5 protein-coding genes are annotated in these 9,517 nt (G+C 43.2%); 1 reads left to right on the top strand and 4 read right to left on the bottom strand.

What is annotated here, in order from left to right; translation table 11 throughout:
* Positions 1–391: hypothetical protein (locus AC1DPQ_RS08590; protein WP_477608827.1), on the bottom strand; the 391-nt coding region annotated here is incomplete at its 3' end.
* Between the two features lie 163 nt (positions 392–554).
* Here AC1DPQ_RS08590 and AC1DPQ_RS08585 point away from each other — a divergent pair.
* On the top strand, positions 555–1,025 hold the full coding sequence (locus AC1DPQ_RS08585; RefSeq protein WP_477582319.1) for a hypothetical protein: 471 nt from the start codon (positions 555–557) through the stop codon (positions 1,023–1,025).
* A 24-nt stretch (positions 1,026–1,049) separates the two neighbouring features.
* Here AC1DPQ_RS08585 and AC1DPQ_RS08580 read toward each other — a convergent pair whose 3' ends face one another.
* The 3 genes from AC1DPQ_RS08580 to AC1DPQ_RS08570 form a co-directional block, all read right to left on the bottom strand.
* Positions 1,050–4,694, bottom strand: a complete 3,645-nt coding sequence (locus tag AC1DPQ_RS08580) for a DUF6443 domain-containing protein (protein ID WP_477608825.1) — start codon at positions 4,692–4,694, stop codon at positions 1,050–1,052.
* A gap of 22 nt (positions 4,695–4,716) precedes the next feature.
* Complete coding sequence (locus AC1DPQ_RS08575; protein ID WP_477608823.1) at positions 4,717–8,586, bottom strand: PKD domain-containing protein; 3,870 nt, start codon at positions 8,584–8,586, stop codon at positions 4,717–4,719.
* Between the two features lie 264 nt (positions 8,587–8,850).
* Positions 8,851–9,261 carry an RHS repeat domain-containing protein gene (locus AC1DPQ_RS08570; RefSeq protein WP_477583284.1) on the bottom strand — a complete coding sequence of 137 codons (411 nt, stop codon included), beginning with the start codon at positions 9,259–9,261 and terminating at the stop codon, positions 8,851–8,853.
* Positions 9,262–9,517 lie beyond the last annotated feature (256 nt).

Below are 9,517 nucleotides of genomic sequence, written 5' to 3'. Positions count from 1 at the left end.
CCTGATAGTAGTAGACATATTCGGCCACATCTATATTGTTATTGTTTTCATCAGAAATCGACTCTTCTCCAATATTGAGTAATTTTGCATTTCCTGAGAGTTCGAATTTGGACGTATCATTTTTATATGATATTTTAAAATTAAGATTTTTCTTTGCCATATTGATATAAAGTAGCTCTCGCTCCGAATCCTTTTCAAAAAGCAATACCTTATCATAGCCCAAATGATCAATTTTCTCTACCTTAGGTATAGATACTGGATCTTTAGAGATGATGCTATTTTGTGTTATCACAGAATTGTTATTAATATCATGATTTCCGATATTTTTTGACGAATTCTCACAACCTGCAAAAACCAAGGTTATAAGTGCCATATAAAAGTTTTGTTTCATTAATCTTTTATTTTTTTGCTTTCACAATATTTAGGCTAAAAATCACTAATTTCCCAACTTTAAAATTTGTTAAGCCAAATTATTTTTTTCCCAAAGGCAATTATATAATCAATATTAATTATACCAAACCTTTATTTACAGAATCCACCTAAATAGACTTCTCATGAAAAAATTAACTTACGAAGAGCAAGCTGAAAATCTCTCGAATATTATAGATATTGCTATTCTTGCTATAGAGTCTCAAGCTCCAAAAGAATGGAGTGAAGTTAATAAAAAGCATATTATTAACACATATTTAGATTGGAAAGATCAATTATTGAACCCAAAGCCTGAATTCCATAATATTAAAAGTCTGAATTATCTATCTAATGATATTTTCGTCTATTTTCAAGAAGGTTCAGGCGAAGCGGTTAATTTCTTCTGGAACAAAGTAAATCACCTCCAACTTGGCTTCAAACGTAAAAACAATTTGGTTAAAATATTAAAAAGAGGAAAAATCAATAATCAGTTTGAATATGATTATGTCATTGATGTAATTGTGCCATACCAGCAAGAGCATCTTATTAGTGATATAGAAGTAATAACACTAAACCAACTCATTAAGAATTATGAAAAATCAGGAAAAAAGATATAATATCTTTTTTCCTGATTAATATGCCTAAAATATAAATCTAGAAGCTTCTTGGATGTACTTACCTATATTAGGATTATTGGGGCCGATTCCGTTAATGCTATTAGCAGAAATCCCAAGAGATATGTAATGATTTATTTGTAGCTGTTCACTACCTCTGATAAACCAGTATGAAGGGTCTAAAGCTCTTGTCGAGTATCCCCCTGGAATTCCGGCGGGCACAAACGAAGAAAGCACAGCTGGGCCAAAACCTTTCATATGATGGTTATAATCTCTTTCTTTGACAATTTGATCTGGAAATCCTGTACCACTACTCCTACCCACGTACACCTTACCAGCACTGCTTGTTTTAGTATAAGTGACGTAATAAAAGTCACGTCCATTATGGTCAGATTTAAAATAAAGGTATGTACCAGCCAAAGCAGCAGCAGCTCCGTATCCAACCCATTTAGGTAAAACAGCATCTGTAGGTTCCAATATTAGAATATCTGCAGAGATAAATCCTAATGTAGCTTTAGCCAAACTTGTAGCTATATGTTTATCGTCCGTTTCAACAAATTTCCTACCAATATTTATTGTGGACAGCTGACCTGGCCCACCATAACTTGGATTTCCGTTATTATCAATCCAGTATCCACTTTTACCTTTTCGCTCTCCATATGTCATTTTTCCAGACTGGCCATATTTAACTAGGTCTCCACCCCAGTCAGAATAACCATCCGCCAATAAATTCCTATAGGTATCGCTTCCAGTCCAGGGATTCCAATCATTATATGTCATTCCATCACTCCAATGGTTACCCGACCCGGGACTTACCCTCCCGTAGCCCCCATGCATCCCTCCATAACTTTGTGTTGTTGGATCTGCCTGGTCACCCAATGGATCATTGAACATCACCGGATTATCGAAAGAATAATGATAAGTACCAAAACTCTCGCTTGCCTCGGCCATCGGGTCAACCGCAATAAACCTGCCCAGCGCTGCATCGTACATCCTATAAAAGGTCTGTTGCAAATCGGGCATATCCCCAAAGTCATCCTGCCATTCCGCTCCAGAGTTATATAGGTTTTTGTTCGCTGCTGTCGGCAATGCATTGCCCGGCATGCTCAAACCAAAAGGATAATAACTGTTTTCCTGCCGTACCACTGCTACACCGCCCTGCTCTTCAAAACTTACCCGTGCATTGCCCTGCTGATCCTGGATGATGTACTCCGGTTTCAGACTGCCAGCAGCATTCCTCACCCTTCCCTCACTCATACCAAAATAGGCCAGCGTTCCATTCTCGTAAACAAACCCCTCGATGTAATCGGTTGTTTTTACCAGGCTTCCATTATCGACCGCCTGCTTACGGATTATCGCTCCACCTGCATCATAGGTATAATCGATATACCTGCCAGAAGCGGTATTTATCGTAATCCTTTCTGTACGGTTAAGAATATTGTAAGCTAACGTAAGCCCCTTCTTGGTATCAGTGGTTAGGTTTCCGTTATCGGCATATATGTAAGGATCTCCAGAACCGGTAAGGTTCTTGAAACCGAATACATTGTAGCTTCCCCCTGCTCCATCGCTTACATTGGCAAGCCTGTTGCCATCGTAACTATAGTTCAAGTCATCAACAGCGGTAATACTGCCGTTCAATATCGCATTGCGCTGTAAAGATAATATATTTCCGTTCAGGTCATATCCGATATTTTTTTCATCAAAAGCGCCAATATTTCCCCAGCCATTGCCCGCCTGGCGGTCGGCGTAATTCGCGGCCGTTAGCCTGAGCAGGGCATCATAATTAAAACGGTAACTTCTTTCGTTGCCACTGGTGACCCCTGGGGCATTTGTCTTCCATTTCACCGCCGAGACCATTCCATTATAATATCCGGTATTTCCTATCCCCCCATCGCTCTGCTCATAAAGCAGTTCCATCCCGAATACATCATTTGCATCATCATTCCTGCTATCAACGGACAGTTCACTGTTATTGATACTGGTCAATTGCCCCCTGATGTTGTAACGGTAATCTACCGACTGCAGGTAACTCCCCCCACCATTGGTGCTATGGAGCTTTTTATCCACCAGTTGCCCGATTTCATTATATTCATAGGCCGCCACACGTATAGCTGCCGCACCGTTATAACTTTCATCCACTGTTTTCAGCCTGTCCATATGGTCAAAGGCATACGCCGTCTGTACGGTGACTGTTGCAGCAGCCGAATGGGTGATTTTGGTCAGTGTTGTTTTACCTGTAAAATCACGCACAAAGGTTTTAACAGAAGCCAAATTGCCATTGAGCTGGTTATTGCCAATCGTCTGGATCACCTGCCCCTTGCGGTCATAAAACATCACTGTGCTCAGCCAGATATTGGAAAGCCCTGTACCTACCGTACGTTTACGGATGACTGTTGGTCTACCACTGATATAATCAGATGCGGTAGCTTCGCCTCCAAGCCCTTGGGCCTGGTAGGTATAATCAGCAGAACCGTTACCATCCAGATCATAATTATCAAAGTAACTGTAGGCCAGCGGTTCGATATTGACTGTGGGAAAGGTATTGTTGGTATAATAACCCGTGCCCGCATCACCATTGCGAGCCTCAAAATAAATATTGTTGTAATTAAGTCCCGATACATAGGCCTGTAGTGCGGCACGGCCGTTCCCATCATTATAGATCCCCTGACTTATAGGGCTCTGTCTGCTATCGTATTTGATGTAGTTCCATTTCCCCATCGTGCGCAGGTTTCCATCCTGTGCCARTACCAGCCTGTCCATCCGGTCATAGATCATATAAACCGCCGAACTTCCCGGTACTGTTCTTTCCACCTGTCTGCCTTTTTCATCGTACACATAACTGAAGATCAGTTTGGCTACATCAGGCTGTGCCAAAGAATAGTTGCCAACCGATTCCATCAGTGCAAAAGCCTTTGGCGGCACAACAAAAACCAGCTGACCAAGGTCGTCATAAACATAACCGGTATTCAGCCAGCTTACACCGCCCTGACCCAGCCATTGGCGTTTAAATACCGTCTGCCCCATTGCATCGGTATACACAGTCGTTTTTGCACCGTTCTCATCGGTCACGGTGCTTACGCTTAATGTGCCTGCGGTCCATGTCCCCCCGTCGCTGCCATCAGGCTGCCACCTGCGCACCGTTTCGGAAGAAAGGTTTGTGCCGTAAGCCATTGTTTTATAATGCTCACCAGGCTGGAAACCAGTCCCCACAGATCCCTGCTGCAGCACGCGCTGCAACGGGCTGTTCTCGAACACCTGCTGTGAAAAAGGACTGGCATCGGTAGCCGTCTTCTGACCGGAAGTATTATAAAAAGTATTCTGTTCAGTGGCTGCATTGCCCCTAAAGGCTGCATTATTGTTCGCCGAGGCATAAGGCAGGTAGCTTGTGCTTTCCCTTCCCATATTGTCATAACTTTTATGCTGGATCAGGTCCTTTCCGTTCGGGCTGCCCCCAACAACGATTACCTGCTGGGCACGCCCGAAACCATCGCCATAGGTCCTGGTCACCTGCTTTTCTGTTGGACCCAAGCCGTTCAGTTGCTGCTCGGTGAGCACGCCTGCAACTTTGACTACCTCCTGCTGCACGAAAGTTCTGTTCTGGGCAGATGCTGACAACATACCCAACCAGACATTTAAGCATATAAAAACGGAGAAAACGATATATCTTTTCATGATTGTCTTTAGATTTTTGAATTTATTCTATTTCCGAAACCGGACATACCTGGGCGTCTGTTGAAACACTAAGCCTGGCTTTTCCTGTAAGATCAATAGTAAAGTCATAGGTGTTTTTTCCAGGCTCGGAAGGCATACAATAGGGCATTGGATTTGAATAGTCAGGCCCATAGGTTGTATAACGGACACTTTTATAACCGGAAGGGTTTGAACTACTGTAAGCACTTGATGAGGTGCCAATCCTTAAAGTATAAACGCCCGGTGCAATTGTACTTGTTCCTGCGCTGAGCTGGCTTTGGGTAAACTGCGCTACGATCTGATTACTCGCATTAGAGAAAGTGAGTATGATATCTCCCGATAGAGAAGAAAGCTGCGTAGAGGTTACCTGGGCCTGAGATACAACCACGTTCGTGCTAACGGTAACTGAACCATAATAAGGTGAAGATTTAGTTACGCTTGCCGTGTAACTGCCCACCTGTGTATAGGTATGCCTTAAATCATTGGGACCAGAAATGGTAACTACTGGGCTTCCATCCCCAAAGTTGAGGGTATAAGTCAACCCGTCCGCTGTAGACACAGGATAGTTAGTTAAACTAAAGTAGACCGGCTCATTCACAAGTTGGTTCTGGGCCGTGTAAAAACTTGGCGCAAACTGATCCTGGTTCGTACCCAGGATGTAACTAGTTTTCTGCACAATATTCCTGTCCTGATCAAATACATATTTTATCCGGTTTGCACTGTCATAACCAAACTGCGCAAACACCCCGTTTGCACCAGATGTCGCAAGCTTATTCTGTGTGGTTACATCATAAGAGTTCGCTTGCACATCGGCTTCCTCTGGTCTAAAAACCACATCATCAATTAGCAAAGCTGCCGATCCCCATACCCTAAGCCTGAAATCCTGATTCATTGCTTCAACAGGTATCCTCAGCTGGTAATACTTCCAATTGCCAGCAGCTATACCTACCGTATTGGAAACCACCTGGCTGGTACTATTGTTGGTAATAGAAATATTAAGGGTATTGGCCGTGCCAGAATTTATCCAGGCAGAAAAAACATAGGCTACTGCACCTGTTTTTTTCTTCAGTTCTTTATATAATACTGCTGAAGGCCCTGTAACCACACTATATTTACCGCTATGGGCTGTCACGGAAGACTGGCCGTTAGCTTCGAACCATAAGCCTGTAAGACTTCCTTCCTCAAAATTGCTATATAATACTTCGTCATGCCTTGCATTTGTAATGCTGGCTAAAGGCAATCTAGAATAATCGTCATATAAGGCTGAGCTCGAATGCCCTTTACCATCATTTGCAGAAAGGAGCTGTCCGTACGAATTGTAATCTGTAAAATTCCCGGTCGTATAATACCTTGCATCACCCGTAAAATTGCCCGACTGGATGTTGGATGGCTGAAAGTCCGTAACACCTGCGCTATTTCTGAACACCAATGTTTTGGAAGGCTGCTCAGCACCAGGGTTAAATACCGCAAATTTGGTCAGGCTTGCTGAAACGGTCCTGGTGATTCCGCTACGTTCTATCTGGTTGATGCTCTCAATAGGAACATTGATATTTTTCAGCGCCATGCCCTTTAGGGCAAGTGCCGCCGAATCAACTGCTGTAGATACATCGTAGTCTTTTGTGTACCTGGTGAGCACGCGCAGCAGTTTCCCGTCTCCATTCTGGGACTCCACCTTTGTTGGATAAATATGCCCGTTACCCTGATAGAAATAACTGCTTGTACTTTGCTGCTGCTGGCCGCCTGCCACATCAAAACTGAAGTCCTGTTTTTGCTGGACCGTACTTTCTACCCCGGTAAGTATGTTGTATTTGGCATAGGCGAGTACCCCGTTATTGTATTCCCTTTTAAATGCCGGGATATACTGGGCGCTGCCTACTCTGGAAAAGCTGTAAAGCGTTTCCGATAATTTCTGACCAGCTTCATTGTATACCGCTTCCCTTGTTGGCATCCCCCTTTCAAAACCAATATCCATATTCGGTACGAAAGGATACAGATCCCTATCGTTGTTGAGCGTACCACCCGTTCCGTTACATCCGGCTATATTGGTAATCACCCTGCTCCAGTCCAAACCAGCAGTCAGGTCAAAATGTGTGGCAGGAAGAGAAAACTCGGAAGTCATATAACCTTGTCCGGTAATACTTTCCTTAAAAAAACCATACATCACCCCATCATCAACCTCAGAAAGGTCTTCATCGGAGCGTACAACCGCGTTCTTCCAGTCAGCTTCTGGATTAGCGCTGAACGATTGAGGCCTTATAAAAGCAAATACCGGTAGCGATAGTGCCCTCCCGCTCGTACGGCCTGTTATAGGATCGGTATAACTGTAGCTTACTATCTTTTGAACCCCAGGATTTGTCGCATCATGAGTAGTCAGTTTCTTTACCCGTATTCCGGCCGCATTGGCATCTGCACCAGCCTGCGGATCAAAATAGGTATTGGATTCATATTCAATTTCAGTAGTCCCCCCGTCAAGCATACTCACTTTGGAAAGACTCCCGCTGATCAGTGCAGCGGGGTAAACCGCCCTTGAGTTCCCACTGAGGGAATAGGGATAGTATCCGCTTAACGTAGGAACCGGCTCATACCGTAACCGCTCCATACCAGCTGTTGCAGGATTAATATACACCTCGGGCAAAAGCGAACTGGCTGTAGAGGCATTATAATAACCCCACCGGTCGAGCTGCTTCGAACTTGAATCGGGTAGAGAAGTATATACTGTGTTAAAGCTACCCACCGAAAGACCGTTGTAATCAAAACGATAACGTACCTGGCTTTCTTCAGACGCTTCCCTGAATTCCTTTAAAAAATACCGCTTATAGTTGACATTGGACACCCATGCTTCATGATAAGCCAGTGACCAACCGCGGCCCATGCCATAAATACTCTGAAGGAGCGGCATATAAGTATTGGCATTGTAGGAATAAGTAAACCCGAATTTTGGAACCCCGGTGGGCGCGTCATCCGTGATATAGTCGATCCCGGTAAGCATATACGTAAAATTGCCATCTTCCACATAAAACTGAGTGGTCTTATTCGTAGAATTACCGATATAAAAGTCAAAATATTTCCTACTTACCCGGTAATAGTCATTATATTTACCATAGCTGAAAGTAACTTCATTCCCCTCATTGTCTTTTATGGAAGTCAGGAACCATTTTCTTCTGAAGTCTACCGACTGGGAGACCTGAAATTTCCGCTTAAAAAACTGTATTGCAGATGCATTTGCAGAAAACGCTTTGCGGTTGACCAGTTCAGAGGTGTTAAATTCGTAAGTAATCCCCTTGTCGCTTATAATCTTGAAGTGTTCTATACCAATATAATCCGTAGTATAGCTTACCTTAATATCCCTGTATGGAATGGTTCTGGGCTGGTGGTTTCCATCGAAGACAAGCTTACAGGAAAGGCCCGGCAGATTGATATTGAATACATCCGGTTCAGTGTCCGAAAGATCTCCAAAATTGCTGTTGATATAGGACAGGTCCGCATCCTCATCACCACAGGTCCCTGCATTTCCATCGTTGGCAATGGAAAAATTACTGATCTTTGAAGCATTGTTATTGTAAAGCCATCCTTTTGAGTTATCGGCCAGGTCATCGGGTACATCCCTCAGTTCGCGGGTAATCACCCCTCCGGCCGAAAGCTGCCAGTTCATCCCCGCAGCGCCTTCAATATCCTTTGCCCTTACCCCGTTACCATAGTAAAAAAGTGAAATTGGTACAGCAATTTTCCCTCGAGTAATCGTATACACCGGGATATTGATCGTCGCCGCCCCAGACAACTGGCTTACATTGACAATCTGCGCATTGGATATGCCAATCTGGAACAAAGGCACAGCCAGACAGATGAGCTTAAAAAGAGCTTTTAGGTTTTTCATGAAATATTGTAATGATTGATGAGCGGTTTGCGATGTCTGCGAAGTGTTCTCCGGAACATATTAATCCGTGCGTCAAAATCGGATAAAAATCAAATTTTGGGAAATCTTTTTGATGAACGATGCTTTTTTTAACATGAACGTGCGTTTTGAGGTGACGAAATTTTCGTAGATAATAGTTTTGAAACTGAACTTATTGCTTAAACATTGTTATACTCCATATACCAATGTTAGTAGCGGCTGAAATGTTATATTTGCCTAACTGTTTCAATTAATGCCCCCAAATACCACTTCAGTCGGTATTGAGATGCGCGCACCATTCACTTCCCCGCCCGCCTTAGCTAAATTACCTACAGCATTCTCCATCGGTAGTTCCGCAGGCATAAAAGTTGTATTCTCCAAGAAAATAGTACTAAACCCCTCTAAGCCATCTAAATCTATTTTACTTGATGGAGAGTTTGATCCATATTGATAATTACTCATCCAAGGAAAAGACTCCGAGTAAAAATCCGCTGATTTAAAACGTCCGATCACCGGATCATAGAACCTCGTTGTATAGTCATATTGTTCAAGTTCTTCCTGAAATTCTTTACCATTATAAAGATACTTATTCGTCCCCCCACTTGCAGGTTTTCTTAATCCAAAGGCATAGTAATCGTCCCTCTGTATCGGTTCCACTGTACCCGATACCGGGTTTTTCAGAAAACTCGCCCTTACATTTCTTAAATGGTCCAACAGGTTATATTCATAGCTATAACTTCCATTGCTGTTGCGTGCTACTCCATTTTCGTTATAGACATAGCTTCTATTAGTAAACCCGCTGATTGTTTTGAGCTGGTTGCCGACATAGCTGCTATAGGTATTGGTGCCATATTTTTAAACTGCTGGGCGTTTTATTTTCTATTTTGAGACCAGCGACAGGCCTACACCAGCT

It is taken from the genome of Pedobacter sp. 01T416_2, from assembly GCF_056398925.1.
The sequence above is the reverse complement of the archived record's forward strand: the minus strand, read 5'-3'. Positions and strand labels throughout refer to the sequence as shown.